Source organism: Candidatus Methanoprimaticola sp. MG2, assembly GCF_047501175.1.
Taxonomy (GTDB): Archaea; Thermoplasmatota; Thermoplasmata; order Methanomassiliicoccales; family Methanomethylophilaceae; genus Methanoprimaticola.
Window position 1 is genome coordinate 107,396 of sequence record NZ_JBEQWH010000006.1, and the last position, 19,812, is coordinate 127,207.

At 59.8% G+C, this 19,812-nt stretch carries 12 protein-coding genes, 1 tRNA gene and 1 pseudogene; 8 read left to right on the plus strand and 6 right to left on the minus strand.

Features of this window, described 5'->3' with window-relative positions; all coding sequences use genetic code 11:
* The first annotated feature begins 14 nt into the window (after positions 1–14).
* The gene (gltB, locus tag V5D86_RS06115) at positions 15–4,421 is read left to right on the plus strand and encodes a glutamate synthase large subunit (RefSeq protein WP_414595802.1); all 4,407 of its coding nucleotides are present in this window, start codon (positions 15–17) and stop codon (positions 4,419–4,421) included.
* Positions 4,422–4,595: 174 nt separating this feature from the next.
* Here the strand turns inward: gltB and pyrG are convergent, their stop codons facing one another.
* Positions 4,596–6,212, minus strand: coding sequence for a glutamine hydrolyzing CTP synthase (gene pyrG / locus V5D86_RS06120; protein ID WP_414595803.1), 1,617 nt, complete (start codon positions 6,210–6,212; stop codon positions 4,596–4,598).
* 298 nt (positions 6,213–6,510) lie between these two features.
* On the opposite strand from pyrG, the gene thsB reads away from it, so the two are divergent.
* The 4 genes from thsB to dnaJ all read left to right on the plus strand — a co-directional run bounded on the left by thsB (position 6,511) and on the right by dnaJ (position 11,800).
* Entirely contained in the window at positions 6,511–8,136 is a 1,626-nt protein-coding gene (thsB, locus tag V5D86_RS06125; protein WP_414595804.1) for a thermosome subunit beta, read from the plus strand.
* A gap of 69 nt (positions 8,137–8,205) precedes the next feature.
* Positions 8,206–8,766: a nucleotide exchange factor GrpE gene (locus V5D86_RS06130; RefSeq protein WP_414595805.1), complete on the plus strand. Its 561-nt coding sequence runs from the start codon at positions 8,206–8,208 to the stop codon at positions 8,764–8,766.
* A 4-nt stretch (positions 8,767–8,770) separates the two neighbouring features.
* The gene (dnaK, locus tag V5D86_RS06135) at positions 8,771–10,636 is read left to right on the plus strand and encodes a molecular chaperone DnaK (protein ID WP_414595806.1); all 1,866 of its coding nucleotides are present in this window, start codon (positions 8,771–8,773) and stop codon (positions 10,634–10,636) included.
* A 12-nt stretch (positions 10,637–10,648) separates the two neighbouring features.
* Positions 10,649–11,800 (plus strand): molecular chaperone DnaJ, encoded by a 1,152-nt coding sequence (dnaJ, locus tag V5D86_RS06140; protein ID WP_414595807.1) that lies wholly within the window; start codon positions 10,649–10,651, stop codon positions 11,798–11,800.
* 47 nt (positions 11,801–11,847) lie between these two features.
* Here dnaJ and V5D86_RS06145 read toward each other — a convergent pair whose 3' ends face one another.
* From V5D86_RS06145 to V5D86_RS06160, 4 genes are all read right to left on the minus strand, one after another.
* The gene (locus V5D86_RS06145) at positions 11,848–13,266 is read right to left on the minus strand and encodes an ATP-binding protein (RefSeq protein ID WP_414595808.1); all 1,419 of its coding nucleotides are present in this window, start codon (positions 13,264–13,266) and stop codon (positions 11,848–11,850) included.
* A 270-nt stretch (positions 13,267–13,536) separates the two neighbouring features.
* Positions 13,537–14,037: a pyridoxamine 5'-phosphate oxidase family protein gene (locus V5D86_RS06150; protein ID WP_414595809.1), complete on the minus strand. Its 501-nt coding sequence runs from the start codon at positions 14,035–14,037 to the stop codon at positions 13,537–13,539.
* On the minus strand, positions 14,007–15,041 hold the full coding sequence (locus V5D86_RS06155; protein WP_414595810.1) for a PH domain-containing protein: 1,035 nt from the start codon (positions 15,039–15,041) through the stop codon (positions 14,007–14,009). Before V5D86_RS06155 ends, V5D86_RS06150 begins: the two co-directional genes overlap by 31 nt.
* 160 nt (positions 15,042–15,201) lie before the next feature.
* Positions 15,202–15,286: transfer RNA gene (locus V5D86_RS06160), tRNA-Ser, on the minus strand.
* Positions 15,287–15,475: 189 nt separating this feature from the next.
* On the opposite strand from V5D86_RS06160, the gene V5D86_RS06165 reads away from it, so the two are divergent.
* A complete protein-coding gene (locus V5D86_RS06165; RefSeq protein ID WP_414595811.1) occupies positions 15,476–17,167 on the plus strand; it encodes an RNA-binding domain-containing protein in 1,692 nt (563 codons plus the stop codon).
* On the opposite strand, the pseudogene V5D86_RS06170 reads toward V5D86_RS06165, so the two are convergent.
* A pseudogene (locus V5D86_RS06170) lies at positions 17,143–17,313 on the minus strand (TfoX/Sxy family protein); the annotation flags it as partial. The gene V5D86_RS06165 and the pseudogene V5D86_RS06170 sit on opposite strands and share 25 nt — an antisense overlap.
* Before the next feature lie 31 nt (positions 17,314–17,344).
* Here V5D86_RS06170 and V5D86_RS06175 point away from each other — a divergent pair.
* Together V5D86_RS06175 and proB are read left to right on the plus strand one after the other, a co-directional pair.
* Positions 17,345–18,670 (plus strand): glutamate-5-semialdehyde dehydrogenase, encoded by a 1,326-nt coding sequence (locus V5D86_RS06175; RefSeq protein ID WP_414595825.1) that lies wholly within the window; start codon positions 17,345–17,347, stop codon positions 18,668–18,670.
* Positions 18,671–19,780: a glutamate 5-kinase gene (gene proB / locus V5D86_RS06180; RefSeq protein WP_414595812.1), complete on the plus strand. Its 1,110-nt coding sequence runs from the start codon at positions 18,671–18,673 to the stop codon at positions 19,778–19,780.
* The last annotated feature ends 32 nt before the right edge of the window (positions 19,781–19,812 follow it).

Below are 19,812 nucleotides of genomic sequence, written 5' to 3' on the forward strand. Positions count from 1 at the left end.
AGGTGGACACGACGATGAACGGAGGACTCTACGACCCCGCCAACGACCGTGACAGCTGCGGAGTGGGACTCGCCGTCAACATGGACGGCGCCAGGTCCCACCGCATCGTGGAGACCGGTCTGAAGCTGTTGGAGAACATGGCCCACAGGGGTGCCGAGAACGGCGACGGCAAGACCGGCGACGGTGCGGGCATCCTGGTCCAGATTCCACACGGGTTCATCGGGAAACTAGGGGTCCCGGTCCCGGAAGCCGGAAGGTACGGGACCGGACTCATCTTCCTGCCGAGGGATCCGCCCTCGGCAGAACGCTTCATCGAACTCTTCAAGGCCGTGTGCCAGAGGTTCGTGGTCAGCGTCATCGCGACGCGCGAGGTCCCTGTGGACCACTCGGTCCCTGGACCCATGGCACTGGAGGGCGAGCCCCGCATCGTGCAGGTGTTCGCATCCTCGTACGATTCCCCGGAGACCCTCGAGAGGAAGCTGTACAGGATAAGGAAGGTCGTCAGCAACAGCATCGCGGCCTCGGACCTCGACGGCAGGGACGATTTCTACATATGCTCCCTGTCGACCAGGACCATGGTCTACAAGGGGATGCTCACGCCCGAACAGCTCCGCGACTACTACCTGGACCTGTCCGATCCCGATTTCGAGTCGGCCATCGCGATGGTCCACTCGAGGTTCAGCACCAATACCATGCCCGCATGGAAGCTGGCACAGCCCTTCAGGATGCTCTGTCACAACGGCGAGATCAACACCATCCGCGCCAACCGCTCATGGATGCAGGCCCGCGAGAGCGTCATGCAGACCGAGCAGATCCCGAACATCGAGGAGATATTCCCCGTGATGCAGGCGGGCATGAGCGACAGCGCGACCCTCGACAACGTGTTCGAGTTCCTGACCATGACAGGGAAGAGCATGCCCAACGCCCTGTCCATCATGATCCCGGAGTCCTGGAACGACAGGAACCCGATACCGGACAGTCTGAAGGCGTACTACGAGTACCATTCCATACTGATGGAGCCGTGGGACGGGCCCGCGGCCGTCATGTTCACGGACGGGACCCTTGCCGGCGGCATGCTGGACAGGAACGGTCTCCGTCCCGCCAGGTTCTCCGTCACATCCGACGGAATGATGATCCTGGCATCCGAGGCGGGGGTCATCCCTCTGAGGTCAGAGGAGGTCATCGAGACCGGGCGTCTCAGGCCCGGGAAGATGCTCCTCGTCGACACGTCGAAGGGACGCATCCTGCGCGACACGGAGATCAAGGAGGCCCTCGCGAAGGCGTACCCCTACCGCGACTGGCTCGAGAGGAACCGCCTCGACCTGGACAAGCTGTCCTCGGGCAGGCAGGTGGGCCGCGCCGTCGAGGGATACGGGCCGAAGCTCGCCGAGTTCGGGTACACCGCGGAGGATTTCAACAAGGTCATGGAGCCCATGGTCTCCACCGGGAAGGAGCCTATCGGATCCGCCGGATTCGATGCGCCGCTGGCGATCATGTCCGATCGCCCCCAGCTCCTGTTCAACTACTTCAGGCAGATGTTCGCCCAGGTCACCAACCCTCCGATCGACCCGATCAGGGAGGAGCTGGTAATGTCCACGATGGGGTACATCGGCTCGGTCCACCAGAGCATCCTGGACCCGACGCCCAAGCACTGCAAGGTCGTCAAGGCCCGTCACCCCGTCATCACGAACAGGGAGCTGGACCTCCTGAGGAGCCTCAGGTACAGGGGGTTCGATGCCGTAACGCTCGACACGACGTTCCCCGCGGATCCTGCGCCCGGGACCCTCGAGAACGAGGTCGCCAGGCTCTGCAGGGAGGCGGAGGCGGCCGTCGACGGAGGTGCCTCATACATAATCCTCTCCGACCGCGGGGTGTCCGGGGACAGGGCCGCGATGCCCTCCCTCCTCGCCCTCTCGGCGGTGCATCAGCACCTCGTCAGGGAGAAGAAGAGGCTGCAGACCGCCATCGTGGTCGAGTCCGGGGAGCCCAGGGAGGTCATGCACTTCGCGCTCCTCGTCGGATACGGAGCCAATGCCGTCAATCCGTACATGGCGCTCGCCGCCGTCCAGGACATAGTCGACTCGGGCCGTGTGAAGATGGATGCCGACACCGCCGAGGCCAAGTACCTCAAGGCGATCGACAAGGGTCTGCTCAAGGTGATGTCCAAGATGGGCATCGCGACCATACGCTCATACCGCGGCTCGAGGCTGTTCGAGACCATCGGGATAGACCGTGCGGTCGCCTCGAAGTACTTCGGGGACACCGCCTCGCCCGTCTGCGGGATAGGGTTGGACGACATAGCGTCCGAGTATCTCGAGATGCACCGCAGAGCGCTCGCCGGGGACGATGTCCTCGCGGAGGATGCAGGCGTGTACGCAAGTCGCAAGGGAGGCGAGAGGCACAGCTGGAGCACGGACGCGGTCAAGGCCCTGCGCTCGGCGGCCAGGACCGGGAGCCCTGACGAGTATGCCAGGTTCGCGTCGGTCGTCGACAACGGCCGTTTCTTCATCCGCGACCTCCTGACCGAGAGAAGGGGGAGTCCCGTTCCTATCGACGATGTCGAGCCGGCGGAATCCATCATGAGGAGGTTCGAGGTCGGTGCGATCTCATTCGGCGCCATCAGCAAGGAGGCCCACGAGACCCTCGCGGAGGCGATGAACTCCATAGGGTCCCAGAGCAACACGGGGGAGGGCGGGGAGGACCCGGCCAGGTTCAGGGTCGGACCCGACGGCAGGAACCTCCGCTCCGCCGTGAAGCAGGTGGCATCCGGAAGGTTCGGGGTCACCGCAGAGTACCTTGTCAATGCGGACGAGCTGCAGATCAAGGTCGCCCAGGGGGCCAAGCCCGGGGAGGGAGGTCAGCTCATGGGGTTCAAGGTCGACAAGGTCATCGCGGCCATCAGGCACACGATCCCGGGGATAACCCTGATCTCGCCGCCGCCCCATCACGACATATATTCCATCGAGGACCTGAAGCAGCTCATCTACGACCTCAGGTGCATCAACCCGACCGCCAGGGTCAGCGTCAAGCTCGTCTCGGAGGCGGGAGTGGGGACCGTCGCGGCAGGGGTCGCCAAGGCAGGTGCGGACATGATCCTCATCTCCAGCGGCGACGGGGGCACGGGCGCTAGCCCGCTGTCGTCCCTCCGGTACGCCGGGTCCCCCTGGGAGACCGGGCTCGCAGAGGTCCAGCAGGCGCTCGTCGCCAACAACCTCCGCGGCCGTGTGACGGTGCAGGCGGACGGTCAGTTCAAGACAGGGCGCGACGTCATCGTCGCGGCCCTCCTCGGAGCGGAGGAGTTCGGATTCGCGACCGCACCCATGGTCGCCATGGGATGCATCATGTGCAGGAAGTGCCAGACCAACACATGTCCAGTCGGCATAGCGACGCAGGACCCCGAGAGGAGGGCCAGGTTCGCCGGGACGAAGGACGATGTGGTCAACTACTGGAGGCTCATGGCGGAGGACGTCCGTTCGAGGCTCGCAGGGATGGGTTTCACCTCCCTCGACGAGGTCATCGGACGCGCGGACCTGCTCGAGAGGGTCCCCGCGGACGGGAAGGTGTCCCACCTGGACCTGTCCCCTCTGTTCTTCACACAGGAGGGCGAGAGGAAGCGCTCCGCCGGACAGCCCGACATCGTCGGCGACGTGATCGACAGGAGGATGATCGCCGACGCGAAGGATGCCTTGGACACCGGTAGGAGGGTGGACCTCCTGTACCAGATCACCAACGTGGACCGTTCGGTCGGGGTGATGCTCTCTGGCGAGATAGCGCGCAGGGAGCTCGATCTGAAGGAGGACACCGTGAGCGTCACGTTCAACGGCGCCGCCGGACAGAGCTTCGGAGCGTTCCTCTCCAAGGGGGTCAGGTTCGACCTCCGCGGCATCGCCAACGACTATGTCGGGAAGGGGCTCTCCGGAGGGAAGATCGTCGTCACGCCCGAGGGGGAGATCCCTGAGTGCAACGTCATCGCGGGCAACACCATCCTGTACGGCGCGACGTCCGGGGAGCTGTACATCAACGGCTCCGTCGGAGAGAGGTTCTGTGTCAGGAACAGCGGTGCGACCGCCGTCGCTGAGGGCGCCGGGGACCACTGCTGCGAGTACATGACGGGTGGAAGGGTCGTGGTGCTGGGGCGCTGCGGGAGGAATTTCGCGGCCGGCATGTCGGCCGGCATAGCCTACGTCTACGATTTGGACGGGGACTTCGACAGGCACTGCAACATGGACCTGGTCGAGCTGACCCTGGTGGAGGCACCGGAGGACGTCAGGGAGCTCAGGTCCATAATCGAGAGGCATCTCGAGTACACCGACTCGCCGAAGGCGGCGAAGATCCTGAACGACTGGGAGGAGGAGCTTCCCAGGTTCATCAAGGTCATGCCGGTCGGGTACAAGCTGCTCCTGGAACAGGAGTCCGAGTGACCCGATACCGGTATCGGAGCGGACGGTCTGTGCGACCATCCGGGGGCCCTCGGGGACCGCGTCCCACGAGGGCCCTTATATTTCTCAAAGTGCCAGAACGTCCCGTCCCCGGATGGACGGGGATATAGGGCGGAAGAGGTTTCCGGACCGTCCGTACCCGGAGGTCCCGGGCGGTCACTTGGATCCCGAGTACCTTATCGCGGCATTCACGAGTCCCTGATGGAGGGGGGACGCGCATTCCGGCTTCGACTTGAACTCCGGGTGGAACTGGGACGCGACGAAGTACGGATGGCCCTCCAGCTCCCCGATCTCCATCCTGGTGCCGCACTCGGACCTTCCGGTGAACCTCCATCCCGCGGCCTCCATCCTCTCGATGTAGTCGGGATTGACCTCGTACCTGTGCCTGTGCCTCTCGGAGATGAGGGTCCTGCCACCGTAGAGCTCGCAGGCCTTCGACCCTTCCCTCAGGACGACGTCCTGCGCACCGAGGCGCATGGTGGCCCCCATGTTGACTATGCCCTTCTGCTCGTTCATGATGCAGATTATCGGGTCGGGGGTATCGGGGTCGAACTCGGTGCTGCTGGCCTTCCCGAGCCCCAGGACATGCCTGCAGAACTCGATGGTCGCGATCTGGAACCCGAGACACACCCCGAGGAACGGGATGCCGTTCTCCCTGGCGTATCTCGCGGCCTCTATCTTCCCCTCGACGCCCCTTATCCCGAATCCGCCTGGGACGAGGACGCCGTCGACGTCCCCGAGGAGCGATGAGGGATCGTGGGCGACCAGCTCGTCACTGTCGATGAACTTGATCCTTACCTTGCACTCCGCCGCGGCACCCGCATGCGTGAACGCCTCAAGGTGGGACAGGTAGGAATCGGCGAGGGACGTGTACTTCCCCACCAGGGCGATCCTCACCTCCCTCTTCGGATTGACCACGCGGTCGACGAAGCCCTCCCACCGGGCCATGTCCCTTTTGGTCGTCATCGGTCCGAGCTTCATCTTGTCGATGATGTAGTCCGCGACGCCCTGCTTCTCCAGGTTCAGAGGGACCTCGTAGATCGAGCGTGCGTCCGGGGTGGATATGACCGCCTGCTCGGGCACGTCGCAGAACATGGCGATCTTCGCCCTGGCGGCATCGCTGATGGGCTCGGAGCACCTCCCCACGATGACGTCCGGCCTGATCCCGATGGACATCAGCTCCTTCACTGAGTGCTGGGTCGGTTTGGTCTTCTCCTCTCCGACGGACCCCATGATCGGGATGAGCGTGGTGTGGACGAACATGACGTTCTCCTCCCTGCCGAGCTCTCTCCCGAGCTGTCTTGCGGCCTCCAGGAACGGCAGCGACTCCATGTCGCCGACGGTCCCTCCCAGCTCTATGATGACGACGTCCGCGCCGGAGTCGCGTGCGACGGTGGTGATCCTCCTCTTGATCTCGTTTGTGATGTGGGGGATGATCTGGACGGTCTTACCGAGATAGTCCCCGTGCCGCTCGTTCTCGATGACGGAGCGGTAGACCTTGCCCGTCGTGATGTTGTGGTCCCTTGTGAGGTGGAGGTCCATGAACCTCTCGTAGTTCCCGAGGTCGAGGTCCACCTCTCCCCCGTCATCCAGCACATACACCTCCCCGTGCTCGAACGGGTTCATGGTCCCTGCGTCTATGTTCAGGTACGGATCGATCTTGATGGCGGAGACCTTGAGTCCCCTGGATTCCAGAAGGCGTCCGATCGAGGATGCGGTGATCCCTTTTCCTAGCCCCGAGATAACCCCTCCGCTGACGAAAATCAACTTCATATCGAATCAACGGGAGAAATCGTACATCAAAGTCCCTAATAAAGTTATGGATATTAGTCATCTGTCTCTTATTTACAATATTATTAGACGAGTGTACATCGCAACTCTTTTGTCGCGAGGTATGGCATTTCAGGTCCGGGGGATCCGGCCAGCAACCCGTGGACGCCATCGGGAACGGGCGTGTCACAATGGGGTGCGTGGAGTTCGGATGGATGGTACAAAGCAATCAAGTTTATATAGAAGTTCTAACATAAACGCCCTTAGAATTCCGCACAGCGGAAGGACTGGAGGAACGAATATGGGTATGGGCAACGCACCCGTCATTATCCTTAGGGAAGGAACCAAAAGAGAGAAGGGCAAGGACGCTCAGTTCAACAACATCGCAGCCGCAATGGCTATCTCCGATGCTGTCAGGAGCAGTCTCGGACCCCGTGGAATGGACAAGATGCTGGTCGACTCCGTCGGAGATGTCGTCATCACTAACGACGGTGTGACCATCCTTAAGGAGATGGATGTTCAGCACCCCGCCGCCAAGATGCTCGTCGAGGTCGCAAAGACCCAGGACGCAGAGGTCGGAGACGGAACCACCACCAGTGTCATCCTCGCTGGGGAATTCCTGAAGAAGGCCAGGGACCTTATCGATGCCAACGTGCACCCCACGATCATCGCCAAGGGATACAGGATGGCCAACACGAAAGCGCAGGAGGTCCTCAACAAGACGTCCATGAAGGTCTCCATCGATGACGACGAGACCCTCGGACTCATCGCCGAGACCGCTATGATCTCCAAGCAGGTCAACAACTCCAAGGAGCAGTTCGCCAAGCTCGTCGTCGACGCGGTCAAGACCGTCGTCGACAAGGACAAGAACGGCAACTACGTGGTGGACCTGAAGAACATCCAGACCGTGAAGAAAGAGGGGGCCTCCATGGAGAACTCCTACATCGTCAAGGGACTCATCATCGACAAGGAGCCCGTTCAGCCCTCTATGCCCAAGGTCGTCAGCGGTGCGAAGATCGCCCTCATCGATGCGCCCTTCGAGGTTAAGAAGACCGAGATCGACGCCAAGATTCAGATCACCGACCCCAACCAGCTCAGCAAATTCGTCGCCGAAGAGGAGAACATGCTGAAGGAGATGGTCGCGAAGGTCAAGGCCTCCGGAGCCAATGTCGTCTTCTGCCAGAAGGGAATCGACGACCTCGCCCAGCACTTCCTCGCCAAGGAGGGCATCTATGCCTGCAGGCGTGTCAAGAAGTCTGACATGGAGAGGCTCGGAAGGTCCACCGGCGCCAATGTCATCAACAAGATCAGCGAGCTCAGCGCGGAGGACCTCGGATACGCCGAGACCGTCGAGCTCAAGAAGATCGAGAACGAGGAGATGACCTTCATCACCGGCGTCAAGGAGCCCAAGACCGTCTCCGTGCTCGTCCGCGGAGGAACCAAGCATGTCGCAGACGAGGTCGAGAGGTCTCTGGTCGACGCATGGTCCGTGGTCCGTGTCGCGATCGAGGACGGAATGATGGTCACCGGCGGAGGATCCACCGCAATGGAGATCGCCATGCAGCTCCGCGACTACGCCGCATCCGTCGGCGGAAGGGAGCAGATCGCCATCGAGTCCTACGCCTCCGCCATGGAGAGCATCCCCAGGACCCTGGCCGAGAACGCTGGGCTCGACCCCATCGACGTGCTCATCGAGATGAGGAAGCAGCACAAGGCCGGAAACAACTACGCGGGACTCAACCCCTACTCCGGAAAGGTCGAGGACATGAGGAAGCTCAACGTCATCGAGCCCTACAGGATCGGAAAGCAGGCCATCAACTCTGCTACCGACGCAGCCATCATGGTCCTCAGGATCGACGATGTCATCGCCTCCAAGGGCAGCCCCATGCCCCAGGTCGGCGACGGAATGCCCGGAATGGACGACTGAAACTAACTCAAACCGAGGGGTCCTCGGACCCCTCCTTACCCGTTGTGTATCTCTTCGAAGGCGTGACCTATGACCGATAGGAAGGACAAGAAAACCCAGAATGAAGCCTCCACAGAGGAGGAAGTCGAGAGGCCCGACGAGCTGGCGCAGGCCAGGGCGGACGCGGACAAGTACCTCGACATGGCCCGTCGCCTGCAGGCTGATTTCGACAACTACCGCAAGAGGACCCAGCGTGAGAACGAGGAGTACAGGAAGTACGCCTGTTCCACCATAGTGCAGGACCTTCTGACGGTCGTGGACGACCTCGACAGGGCGCTGGCGAGCACGGAGGAGGATTCCGTACTCGTTCAGGGCGTCCGCGGGGTCAGGAGCAACCTGATGAAGGTGCTGGAGTCGAACGGCCTCAGGGAGATAGCCTCCGAGGGGAGGTTCGACCCGAACCTCCATGAGGCGCTGTGCGCCGTGGAGGGGGACGAGGACGGGATGATCGCCGAGGTGTTCCAGAAGGGCTACACCCTGAATGGGAAGGTCCTGAGGTACGCCAAGGTAAAGGTAACGAAGAAGACGGAGCCCGCAGAGGACTCCGCCGCCGGGGACGAACCGGCTGTAGAGGATCAAGACAAGGAGTGATAATATGTCAAGGATAATAGGAATAGATCTGGGAACCAGCAACTCCGCCGCATCCGTTATGGAGGGCGGAAGGCCCACGATGATCCCCAGCGCGGAGGGGACCAGTGTCGGAGGGAAGTCCTTCCCTTCATACGTGGCATTCACGAAGGATGGACAGCTCCTGGTCGGAGAGCCCGCCAGGAGGCAGGCCGTCACAAACCCCGACGGAACGATCAAGAACGTCAAGAGGAAGATGGGGACCAGCGACAAGGTGACCGCTCTCGGAAAGGAGTACACTCCCCAGCAGATATCGGCCTTCATCCTCCAGAAGATCAAGAAGGACGCGGAATCGTACATCGGGGAGACCGTCGACAAGGCCGTCATCACCGTGCCCGCATACTTCAACGACAATCAGAGGCAGGCCACCAAGGATGCCGGTGCGATCGCCGGTCTGGAAGTGGTCCGTATCATCAACGAGCCCACCGCCGCCGCACTCGCGTACGGTCTCGACAAGTCGGACGTAGAGCAGAAGATCATGGTGTTCGACCTCGGGGGAGGTACCCTGGATGTCACCGTCATGGACTTCAGTGACGGGGTGTTCGAGGTCCTCTCCACATCGGGAGACACCCAGCTGGGCGGTTCCGACATGGACGAGGCCATCACCAAGTACGTCATCGGAGAGTTCCAGAAGGAGACGGGGATCGACCTCGCCGCGGACAACATGGCGTTCTGGAGGGTCCGTGAGGCGTGTGAGAAGGCGAAGATCGAGCTTTCCACCACCATGCAGACCGAGATCAACCTGCCTTTCATCGCATCCGACGCGTCCGGTCCGAAGCACCTGATCCAGACCATCACCCGTGCCAAGCTGGAGGAGCTCGTCGAGCCCATCGTCAGCCGCTGCAAGGGGCCGATGGAGCAGGCCATGAGCGATGCGAAGCTGTCCTCGGACAGGGTCGACAAGATCATCATGGTCGGAGGACCCACCAGGATGCCCATCGTCCAGAACTTCGTCGAGTCCATCGTCGGACCCAAGATCCAGCGCGGTATCGACCCGATGGAGTGCGTGTCCATGGGAGCATCGATCCAGGGAGCAGTCCTGTCCGGAGAGGTCAAGGACGTCCTCCTGCTGGATGTCACCCCCCTGAGCCTCGGCATCGAGACCCTCGGAGGTGTCGCCACCAAGCTGATCGACAGGAACACCACCATCCCTACCAAGAAGTCCCAGGTCTTCTCCACCGCAGTGGACAACCAGCCTTCCGTGGAGATCAACGTCGTGCAGGGAGAGAGGCCCATGGCGGCCGACAACACCACGCTCGGCAGGTTCGTCCTGGACGGCATACCTCCCGCACCCCGCGGCGTCCCTCAGATCGAGGTCACCTTTGACATCGACGCGAACGGGATAATCAACGTCAGCGCCAAGGACAAGGGTACCGGCAAGGAGCAGAAGATCACCATCGCATCCAGCAACAAGCTCAGCAAGGAGGAGATCGACGAGCTGGTCAAGCAGGCCGAGATGTACTCCGATGCGGACAAGAAGAAGATGGAGCTCGTCGAGGTCCACAACCAGGCAGAGACCTCCATCTACAGCGTCCGCAAGAGTCTGGACGAGCTCGGGGACAAGGTCACCCAGGAGGAGAGGATCCAGATCGATCAGGCGATCGGGGACCTCGAGACCGCCAACAAGGGGGACAACGTCGATGAGATCAAGGCGAAGATGGACGCTCTCATGAAGGCGATGGGCCCCATCAGCCAGAGGATCTACCAGGACGCCCAGCAGCAGGGGGCCCAGCAGGGCGCCGGTCAGTCTGCCGGACCGGGTCAGTCCTCCCAGGAGAAGGCTTCCGACGACGGCTACGTCGATGCCGACTACAAGATCGTCGACGACGAGTGAGCGTGAGCGGAGATGCCGAGGGACTACTACGAGGTGCTGGGGATCGCGAAGACCGCGACCCAGGATGAGATCAAGAAGGCTTACCGCAGTCTTGCAAAGAAGTACCACCCCGACGTCTCCACAGAAGCCAAGGAGGTCGCCGAGGCCAAGTTCAAGGAGATATCCGAGGCCTACGAGATCCTGTCGGACGAGGAGAAGCGCAAGCTGTACGACCAGTACGGTCACGACGGGGTGAAGAACTCCTTCGGACAGGACGGCTTCTCCTGGGACGACTTCACCAGGGCCGACGACATCTCCGACATCTTCGGGGACATCTTCGGCGGGATGTTCGGAGGTCGCGGTAGGGGCCGCTCCCGCAGCTCCGCCCAACAGGGGGACTCCCTCAGGTACGACCTGGAGATCTCCCTGGAGGACGTCCTCAACGGGAAGAAGGTCAACCTGGACATACCCCATGCGATCCTCTGCGACGCATGCAAGGGGACCGGGGGGAAGGACGGCAAGGTCACCACATGCAAGACATGCGGCGGACAGGGCCAGGTCCAGAGGGTCGCTAGGAGTCCCTTCGGGAACATGGTCACGGTCTCCGAGTGTCCAGACTGCCGCGGACGCGGGAAGACCTCCGAGGAGAAGTGCCCCAACTGCCGTGGGTCCGGAAGGGTGACCAAGGAGGCCAAGATCTCCCTGAACATCCCGAAGGGGATCGAGGACGGTATGAGGCTCAGGGTCGCCGGGGAGGGCAATGCCGGGTACAACGGCGGTCCCGCCGGGGACCTGTACGTCGTGATCCACGTCAAGGACGACAAGACCTTCGACCGCGACGGCGCCAATCTCTGGACCGGCATCACGGCATCATACCCGAAGCTCGTGATCGGCGGGGAGGAGAAGGTCAAGACCCTGGAAGGCGAGACCGTCATGCTGAAGATCCCCGCGGGGACCGATGTCGGGACGGTCCTCAGGATCCCCGGAAAGGGACTCCCGAGGATGAACTCGTCCTCCAGAGGGGACCTGATGGTCCGCGTCTCCGTGAACGTGCCCAAGAAGGTCAGCGCCGAGGTCAGGGAGCTTCTGATGAAGCTCGACGAGACCGCAGGGGCCAAGGCCAAGTCGAAGTCCAAGAAGTCCGGGATCCGCAAGACGATCGAGGACATCAAGGACAATCTCTGAGTCTGTCGATTAAACGTTTTGAGCCCCCGGCGTTGCCCCCGGGGGCATCATATCCCGTGCTTGTTCACATCTTTGTCTCTTTCCACGACTTCCTTGACTATGTCCGAGAAGTCGTCCGTCAGGTCCGCCACTGGGTCTATCGAATCCATGAACGCCGATGCGAACAGAGGGTAGTGACGCACGCCTTTCTTGTCGACGAATATGTTCCTGGTCTCGAACATGATCCCCTCGGCATCGAACGATGCCATGGCCGTGTTCAGCGATTTGCAGTTTCTGTTGGATCCGGATTTCACCTCTATACAGCAGGTTCTGCCGCCAATCATCGTCACGAAATCGATTTCCATGCGCGGATCGTCTTTCGAATAGTACATGAGAGGCCGTTTCTGAACAGCAAATGCCATGGCCACCGCATTCTCCGTGATTGCTCCCATATTCACACTCCTGTTGTCAAGGATTATATCTCTCAGGACCGAGTCGTCATACAGGGACATCAGGACTCCTGTGTCGAGCATGTACAGTTTGAACGAACTGACCATAACCCTTTCCTGGAGAGGCCTCTCCAAGGATGTCAGGTTGAAGCATGCCAGGGATATATTGGCCATCGAGAGCCAATCTAGTGCGGGGGCGAAGAATGAGAATCCGGTCTGGCGGAACGGTTCCTCCCCTTCGGGGGATGTGACACGGGAATACTTGAACTTGTGATTCTCGGATGCAAGTATGGATGGTATCGCAGACATGCATGCCTTGATCCGGGCTTTGATCTTATCGTCGGCGTACTTCGAGATGTCATCCTCATACCCTTCCATGATCTCATTGAAGATCTTTCCGAGGCTGGAGAAGGATCCTGTAGTGGAGAATGATGATACGGCGGCGGGCATGCCGCCGACAACCAAATATCTCCTGTATAGGTCGGAGAATGATTCGAACAGGGAACGATCGATCTCTATATTTTCAGAGATGCTCTTTCTAACCTCGTTTATCGGACCTTGAGGCATCCCCAGCGCCCAGAGGAACTCCTCAAAGTCCATCGGGAACATCTCGATGCGTTCCAAGTATCCCATGGGTGTCAGAGGAATCTCCCGCATCCTTATCCCAAGGAGGGAACCTGAGGCGATTATCCTATAGTGACCATCCAGTGCAAGGGGTTTAAGCGCAGCGCGTGCGTTGGGGCAGTTTTGTATCTCGTCGAGGAATATCAGGGTCTTGCCGGGAACGAAGTCAAAATCCCTGTAGATGGCAGATAGGCGCATGATAATCGATTCGGTCTTCAGGCTTCCCTCGAATGCTCTGCACACGGCAGGTTCATCTGCAAAGTTAATCTCCAGGAAGTGGTCTCCATAGACGCGTTCTCCATATTCTCTGACAGAGTATGTCTTTCCGATCTGTCTGGACCCACGTATGAGAAGTGCGGTTCTGCGTCCGGACCTATCCCATTCTTCGATGGATTCGGTTATCTTACGTTGCATTAAAATGCAATCGTTTGATATTATTAAATAATTTTCTGAGATAATTTCAAGAATAAATCATAATTTTCTGAGATTAAATTTGCTGATAATCATAATTTTCTGACATATTCCCGAATATTCATCCTTATACCAATACGTCTATTGTTATAATCAGTCGCTGGATGTGGCATATTCGACACATAGGTTGAACGGTTCCGTTATCGCGAGATACAACGGTATGCTGAAGGAGAACGGTATCGTTTGATGCCCGGGTGTGCCCGGGCAGGCAGGTCATGCCTTGAAAATCCTGTTCCCGGGAGCAGGTCTGTGATACTTCCCGGTCATCTCCTCGATGACGATCTCGTAGACGCCCGCGGGACCGACTGCCTTGTCGTTCATGCTGTCGGCCTTCCTTTCGGGCGTAAGCTTGTCGACTGTGGTTCTGAGGACCTTCCTCTTGGTCTCGAAGTCGTCTATGACCTTCACGGTGCCTTTGATGATGACTGATTCATAGATCGAGGTGGTGTTGCACGCATCATCCCCGCATCTCTCGAACCCTCCCTCGTCCACCACCGTGAACGAGCACCTGGGGTCCTTCTCCAGATTAGCCATCTTCATCCCCTGCTTCCTCCCGTGGAAGAATACCCTGCCGTCCATCAGGATGTAGTTTATCGGGGTGGCGTAGGGCGACCCGTCCGCGTCCACAGTGGCGATCACTCCCATCTTCGATCTGTCGAGGAGGGCGAGCATCTCGCCCTTCGTCAGCTGATACTTCTGCATGTTGGGTTCCATGCCGTAACATCCTTGCAGGGGATATATTGGGTGTTCGTTGTATCGACAACGTCGGAGACCCTCTGCTGTAACTGGTCATGGAATTCCCTGGTCTCCTCGTCGCTTCCGAGGTTGAACACCACCACCTTCTCGGCGGTATGGACGACTATGCAGACGTCGGTGGATGTGTGCACCGCGAGCCTGTACTTCCCGAACTCGTCGTTCTTGAAGTTCCCGGTCAGGTAGTTGGCGTTGCCGAGGCCTCCGACCCTCACTCCGTACGACACGTCGTCGCGTAGCTCGATGTTGTCGATGTCTTCGTACGGGATCTCCTCGTGCATCATGGTGGCGTCCACCTCGAGCGAATTCTCGTTCATCCACGCATCGACATGCCCCATGGTCATGGACGCCGCGATGATGACGATGACCGCCGCGACGGAGATCAGGACGACCGCCGCGACCGCTCTGACCATCTTTCTATGGTTCTTCGCGTTCTCTCCGGCCCTCTCGGGATCGATGCTCATGCTCCCGGCCTTGGAGGCATCCCTTATGCGGTTGTACGCGTCCATCGTGGATGTCTCGTCCTTCAGGTTGAATGCGGCATACTTCTCCTTCCCCCTCTCGGTGTAGGAGACGACGATCATGAGGTCGACCGCGGTGCTGCCGGCGAACCTGTAGTGTCCGAGGGAATCGTTGGTGAAGTCTCCGGACCCCCTCTTTATCCCGCCGTAGCCGTATGTCCTGAGTCCGGGCTTGAAGCCGCTGACACAGTCCACGGACCGTATCGCATCGTAGGGGATCTCGAACTTGGCCATGGGGGCGTCTATCGAGATGCGGTCCTCCTCAAGTCTCACCCAGTCCCCGCCTATGGCCAGGAACGGGATGAATATCACGATCATGGACACCGCAAAGATGACCCAGAACAGGGACATGGGTATGTCGGTCGTGCTTAGGAGGATTATGTCCAGAACGATCAGTGCGATGGATGCTACGATCCCTATGCCGATCTTCTGGATGTCCCTCATGCGTTCGTGTATGTTATCTTGTTATAAATCCCTCATAGTGGGGATCTTCGTCGATTGTGAATATTCATTCACTGCAACGATTTTCGCGGTATTGTCGCATCCGTGGGTGAGGTCACAAAGAGTGCGATCCATTTCGAGACAACATCGGTTGATGTAAAAGTGGCGCCGAGGGAGAGATTCGAACTCCCGAGGATTACTCCAGCGGTTTTCGAGACCGCCGCCATACCGGGCTTGGCTACCTCGGCTTGAGCAACCCGACTTATTCTCCATATAAAGCGTTTTGCGCCGTCCAATTGTTCCGATCAGAGGATCGATCGAACGATCGGGCCTGGACCTGCGCCTATGTGAGTACAAGTCTAGGTATAGGTATAGGTATAGGTATAGATATAGGTATAGATATAGGTATAGATATAGGTATAGATATAGGCTATGTCATGACCATCCCCATCGACGTCGGAAGGCTCATCGTCGAGAGGACGATAGAGAGCGAGAGGATCGAGTACAAGAAAGGTTGGAATCCAGAATCCATCCTTCATACAATGTGTGCCTTCGCCAACGACATTGACAATCTCGGTGGAGGATACATCATAGTCGGTATGGAGGAGGTCGATGGGATGCCTGGCGGAACGATCGTCGGGGTGGATCCCGCCGCTGTGGATGGTTATAACAAGGAGCTCCTTAACCTTTGCAACAAGGTCGAGCCACGTTATCTGGCAGAGACGGACACGGCGGTCATTGACGGGAAGACGCTATTCGCCATATGGGTGTCGGGTGGGAACGACCGTCCCTACAAATGCCCGACCGGCCTCTCTTCGAGGAATGAGTCCAAGGCATACTACATACGCAAGATGAGCAGCACGGTCCGTGCGAACCCCAGCGAGGAGAGGGAGCTGTTCAACATCTCGGAGGTCGTGCCTTTCGACGACCGTCCGAACAGGAGTGCGACCCTGAGCAGCCTGAGGGTCGCCTTGATAGAGGAGTACCTCTCGATGGTCCACAGCACCTTGGCCGGGAAGGTGTTCAGCATGCCGATCGAGGAAGTGGCCAGGAAGCTGCATCTGGTATCAGGGCCCTCTGAGGACCTCCGCCCCATAAACGTTGCGCTGATGTTCTTCAATGACCATCCCGAGGACTACTTCAGGAACGCACACATCGAGGTGGTGCTCAAACCGGATCCGACTGGCATCAACATGGTGGAGCGCACTTTCAGCGGACCTCTGAACCGGCAGATCGTGGACGTGGTCTCCTATATCAGGAACAATGTGCTGGAAGAGATGGTCGTCAAGAGAAGCGACCGTGCAGAGGCCGACCGTATATCCAATTACCCGATAGGGGCCATCGAGGAGGCGGTCTCCAACGCCGTGTATCATAAGAGCTATCAGATCCCGGAACCGGTAACCATCGTCGTGACCTCGGATCGTCTGGAGATCACCAGCATCCCGGGGCCGGACAGTGGGATCACGGACGAGGACCTCCGGAACTTGCGCATGGTTGGCAAGAGGTACCGCAATCGCAGGATAGGGGATTATTTGAAAGAGTTCGGACTGGCCGAGGCCAGAAACACCGGTGTGCCGCTCATGGTCGAGTCCATGGTGTCCAATGGTTCCGACCTCCCCGTGTTCAGGACCGATCCCGAGCGCTCATATTTCACGGTGGTACTGCACAAGCATTCAGCATTCATCCAGAGGGCGGTCATGAAAGGTGACAGGGTGACCGTCCGTCGCACCAGGCAGGAGATAATCGACGAGGTCATGGCCCTGTTCTCAACCAACGGGGAGATGTCAATGAGGGACCTGTCCGATAGCATGGGGTACAAGAGTCCTCCGACCTCCCTCAAGGCCGTCGTATCGATGCTGATCTCGGACGGGACCCTGGAGTACACCAGGAAGGAACGTGCCAGCCCGTATCAGAGGATCCGCATGGTCAGACGCGGGCGACTTCGCCTGCGTCCCGTCTTGGACGGGAGCTCCTCATACATCGCCCCGATGAGCTCGGGCAACATGCCCATGTCCGCATCGTCGATGACGATCATGCTCCTGGCACCCTCGTACGGGGGCACGGTCTCACGGCTGGACAGCATCCTTGTCGACGACGGTGTGACCTTGACCATCAGCCTGTCGTCGTAGATGCCTCCGAAGAGCCTTCCGCGACAGTAAAGGAGGTACTCCCCCATCATCTTCCTGGATGCGATGCCATCGATGGGCGACAGGACCTCCATGATCTTCACATAGGCTTCCGCGGTCGTGGGTATGCGCACGGCATCGCGATGCATTCTTTAAATCGCGCGCGTGCATCCCCCATCCATCATGACAGACATCATCGCCGAGGTCAAGGCTGCCAAGACCGCATCCATCCTGCTCTCGTCAGTCCCTACGTCCCGTAAGGACGCGGCGCTCGACGCAATGGCCAATGCGCTCGACGCCGCCAGGGAGGACATCCTGAGGGCCAACGCGATCGACCTCGAGAAGGGGAGGAGGCTGGTGGATTCGGGAGAGATCTCCGCTTCCATGTACAAGAGGCTGGCGATCGACGATTCCAAGATAGATGGGATGATCGCAGGCATCCGCGACGTGATGTCCCTGGGCGATCCCGTCGGGGAGGTGATGTCCGCCCTGGACCTGGACGACGGGCTCACGCTGTATCAGATACGTTGCCCCATAGGAATGCTGGGCGTGATCTTCGAATCACGTCCTGACGTGGTCCCCCAGATAATGTCGCTATGCCTGAAATCGGGGAACGGCGTTGCGTTCAAAGGGGGTCGCGAGGCGTCGGAGTCCATCAGGACCCTGTTCGCGATACTCCGCGACGCGGCATCGTCCGCAGGCATCCCTGCCGAGTCGTTCGTCCTCATGGAGTCCAGGGACGACATCAACGCCATACTCGGCCTTCACGATTACATAGACCTCCTGATACCCAGGGGCTCCAACGACTTCGTCAGGTACATCCAGGAGAACACCAGGATCCCGGTTCTCGGACATGCCGCAGGCATATGCCACGTGTATGTGGACGGCGATGCGGACCTGGATATGGCCTGCTCGGTGGTCCTGGACTCTAAGATCCAGTATCCTGCCGTGTGCAACGCGGCGGAGACGCTCCTCGTCGACTCCCGCGTGGCGGGGGATTTCCTTCCACGCATGGCATCCCTGTTCGAGGAGAAGGGCGTGGAGATGCGCGGGGACCCCCGTACATTGGAGATAATATCCGTGAAGGAGGCCCGCGAGGAGGACTGGGACACGGAGTACGGGGACCTCACGATCTCCATCCGCATCGTGGACTCCATCGAGGAGGCGATAGGCTTCATAAACTCCCACGGGTCGCACCACACCGACGCGATCGTCACCCGGGATATGTCTCGTGCGTCCAGGTTCGTCGCAGGGGTGGATTCCGCGGATGTCTTCGTCAACGCTTCCACCAGGTTCGCGGACGGTTTCCGCTATGGGAAGGGCGCGGAGGTCGGCATCAGCACCAACAAGATCCACGCCCGCGGGCCCGTCGGCATGGAGGGCCTGATGATCTACAAGTACGTGCTTATCGGGAACGGGCAGGTCGTGAGGGACTATGCCGGCCCCGGGGCGAAGGGGTTCAAGCACGTCCCCTCATCGGAGATCTATCCGTTCGGGGGCGAGTGATTGGACCGCAGGGAGCTCCTCGCGGACGCCACCCGCATCGTCGTCAAGATCGGCTCATCGTCCATCATGAGGTCGAAGACCTCCATATCCAGGGACTTCATGGATTCCGTGGCGGAGCAGATCGCAAGGCTCAGGAAGGAGGGCAAGGAGGTCCTTGTCGTCTCATCTGGAGCGATAGCCATCGGCCTGAAGGCGATGGGTGTGGTCCCCAAGCCCAAGGAGATCCCGGTGAGGCAGGCCGCCGCATCCGTCGGCCAGGGCATCCTGATGAGGGAGTGGGGCGATTGCTTCCAGCGTCACGGGCTGATCGTGGGACAGGTGCTCCTGACGATGGACGACTACTCGGTGAGGGACCAGGCCGTCAGCCTGAACAACACCATCGAGTCGCTCCTCAAGAACGGGGTCGTCCCGATCTTCAACGAGAACGACGCGGTCAGCGACTACGAGATCAAGTTCGGGGACAACGACACGCTCTCGGCGATCGTCGCCAGCAGGACCGATGCGGACCTCCTGGTGATCCTCTCGGACGTGGAGGGGCTGTTCGATTCGGACCCGACGTCCAACCCGGACGCGAAGCTCGTTCCCGTGGTGAGCGACGTGGACTCCATCCGTCACATGGCCGGGGACTCCGTGTCCGGCGTGGGGACGGGAGGGATGAGGACCAAGCTGGATGCCGCCGTCATCTGCAGGGATGCGGGATGCCTGATGATCATCGCCCTCAGCTCGAAGGACGATGTCGTCTATCGCACGGCGATGGGCGAGGATGTGGGCACGGTGTTCCTCACGGACACTGGGATATCCAAGAAGAGGCGTTGGATCAAGTCCGCGCACTCCTTGGGACGCATAATCGTCGACGAGGGTGCGGGAAAGGCCATCCTGGACCACAAATCGCTCCTTCCCATAGGGATACGCGGGATCGAGGGGAGGTTCGACAAGGGCGAGGTGGTCGAGATCGTCTGCAACGGGGAGGCCATAGCCAAGGCCATATCCGGTTACGATTCCTCGGAGCTCTCCCGCATCGCGGGGAAGAGGAGCGCCGACATAGAGGGCATCCTCGGACGCAAGGGACACGCGGATGCGGTCCTGTCGGAGAACATCGCGTTGCTCTGATCCTTCTCAACATCAGTTCGGCCCGTGGTCAT

Bases quoted from the DNA above. Each gene is read 5' to 3' on its own strand.
- thsB (WP_414595804.1), top strand. From the start codon at position 6,511: ATGGGTATGGGCAACGCACCCGTCATTATCCTTAGGGAAGGAACCAAA.
- V5D86_RS06130 (WP_414595805.1), top strand. From the start codon at position 8,206: ATGACCGATAGGAAGGACAAGAAAACCCAGAATGAAGCCTCCACAGAG.
- dnaJ (WP_414595807.1), top strand. From the start codon at position 10,649: ATGCCGAGGGACTACTACGAGGTGCTGGGGATCGCGAAGACCGCGACC.
- V5D86_RS06150 (WP_414595809.1), bottom strand. From the start codon at position 14,037: ATGGAACCCAACATGCAGAAGTATCAGCTGACGAAGGGCGAGATGCTC.
- pyrG (WP_414595803.1), bottom strand. From the start codon at position 6,212: ATGAAGTTGATTTTCGTCAGCGGAGGGGTTATCTCGGGGCTAGGAAAA.
- V5D86_RS06145 (WP_414595808.1), bottom strand. From the start codon at position 13,266: ATGCAACGTAAGATAACCGAATCCATCGAAGAATGGGATAGGTCCGGA.
- gltB (WP_414595802.1), top strand. From the start codon at position 15: ATGAACGGAGGACTCTACGACCCCGCCAACGACCGTGACAGCTGCGGA.
- V5D86_RS06155 (WP_414595810.1), bottom strand. From the start codon at position 15,041: ATGAGGGACATCCAGAAGATCGGCATAGGGATCGTAGCATCCATCGCA.
- V5D86_RS06165 (WP_414595811.1), top strand. From the start codon at position 15,476: ATGACCATCCCCATCGACGTCGGAAGGCTCATCGTCGAGAGGACGATA.
- dnaK (WP_414595806.1), top strand. From the start codon at position 8,771: ATGTCAAGGATAATAGGAATAGATCTGGGAACCAGCAACTCCGCCGCA.